Genomic DNA, 1,474 nt, shown 5'->3' with positions numbered 1-1,474 from the left:
GGGTCTTCGAAGTTGAGCGGTGCGGTGGTTCGGCTGGCTGATGTGCTGTCACGCTCCGTGGCCGGTCGGGGCCCCGAATGCAGGATGCCCGTGGTCCTGCGTGATCATTTCTGTTCTTCAGGCAGAACGATCATGCAGGAGCCACGGGCTTGCTCAACGATACGACGTTGTTACTCGGCCTCGAGGGGGTGTCCGTCGCCCGAGTCGAGCTGCTGGCTGACGGAACCCGGCGGGTCCATCTGATCACCGCCGATGAGAGGGCCAGGGCGTGCCCGGGCTGCGGGGTGTTCGCTACCAGGGTGAAGGGCTCGGCAGTGACCCGGCCCCGCGATCTGCCGTACGGCGAGAGGGGGCTGGAGTTCCGCTGGCACAAGCGCCGCTGGCTGTGCCGCCAACCCGACTGCCGGCGCCGGTCGTTCACCGAGCAGATCGAGCAGATACCGGCCGGGGCACGGATCACCACGCGGCTGCGCACTGCTGCCGGGCGCCGGATACGCGACGCCGGCTCCACCGTCATCCAGGCCGCCCGTGACCTGCACCTGTCCTGGCCGACCGTGATGGACGCCTTCAGCGCCGCCGCCCGCGAGGTCATCGAGGCGCCACTGCCGGACGTGGAGGTGCTGGGCATCGATGAGACCCGGCGGGGAAAACCGCGCTGGGAACGGAACGGCGCCACTGGCAAGTGGCACCTGGTCCGGGACCGGTGGCACACAGGCTTCGTCGACGCGCTCGGCACCGGCGCCCTGCTGGGCCAGGTCGAGGGCCGCACCACCGCGGACGTACTGGCCTGGCTCGCCGACACGCCACTGGAATGGAGAAAGAACATCAAGTACGTGGCCATCGACATGTCGGCCACCTACCGGGCCGCCGTCCGCACCAGTCTTCGGCACGCCACCGTGGTCGTCGACCACTTCCACGTCGTCCAGCTCGCCAACAAGATGCTCTCCACCGTCCGGCGCCGCACCACCGCCGAGATCCGCGGCCGCCGCGGCCGCGCCACCACCCCGAGTGGAAAACCCGGCGCCGCCTGCTCCGCAACCGGGAAGACCTCACCGACGAACAGTTCGCGAGCATGTGGAACGCCCTGCTCGACGAAGGAACGATCGGCCAGAGGCTCCTGACCGCCTGGATCGCCAAAGAGAGCCTGCGCACCCTCCTCGCCCTGGCCCGCACCGGCGCCGACCGGCATCAAATCGGCCATGCCCGCTGGAAGTTCCTCACCTGGTGCGCCGACTCCGACATCCCCGAAGTCCGCCAGCTCGCCACCACCATCGACCGCTGGTGGCCCGAGATCGAGGCATTCATCGCCACCGGACACAGCAACGCCAAGAGCGAGGGCGCCAACCGCGTGATCAAGCTCGTCGCCCGCAACGCATTCGGCTTCCGCAACGCCGACAACCAACGCCTACGCACACGCTGCGTTACCACCCGCCGAACCCGCGGACACCTCCGCACCGCTCAACTGTGAAGACCC

The 1,474-nt window shown here is 68.8% G+C and carries 2 protein-coding genes; both read left to right on the top strand.

Annotation, left to right across the window (positions count from 1 at the left end):
• The first annotated feature begins 188 nt into the window (after nucleotides 1-188).
• Nucleotides 189-1,121 carry an ISL3 family transposase gene (locus tag ACH4ZX_RS40290; RefSeq protein ID WP_398283908.1) on the top strand — a complete coding sequence of 311 codons (933 nt, stop codon included), beginning with the start codon at nucleotides 189-191 and terminating at the stop codon, nucleotides 1,119-1,121.
• Nucleotides 1,028-1,468 (top strand): transposase, encoded by a 441-nt coding sequence (locus tag ACH4ZX_RS40285; RefSeq protein WP_398283906.1) that lies wholly within the window; start codon nucleotides 1,028-1,030, stop codon nucleotides 1,466-1,468. The genes ACH4ZX_RS40290 and ACH4ZX_RS40285 overlap by 94 nt, the downstream gene beginning before the upstream one ends.
• Nucleotides 1,469-1,474 lie beyond the last annotated feature (6 nt).

This window comes from Streptomyces sp. NPDC020490, from assembly GCF_044335305.1.
Taxonomy (GTDB): Bacteria; Actinomycetota; Actinomycetes; order Streptomycetales; family Streptomycetaceae; genus Streptomyces.
The sequence above is the reverse complement of the archived record's forward strand: the minus strand, read 5'-3'. Positions and strand labels throughout refer to the sequence as shown.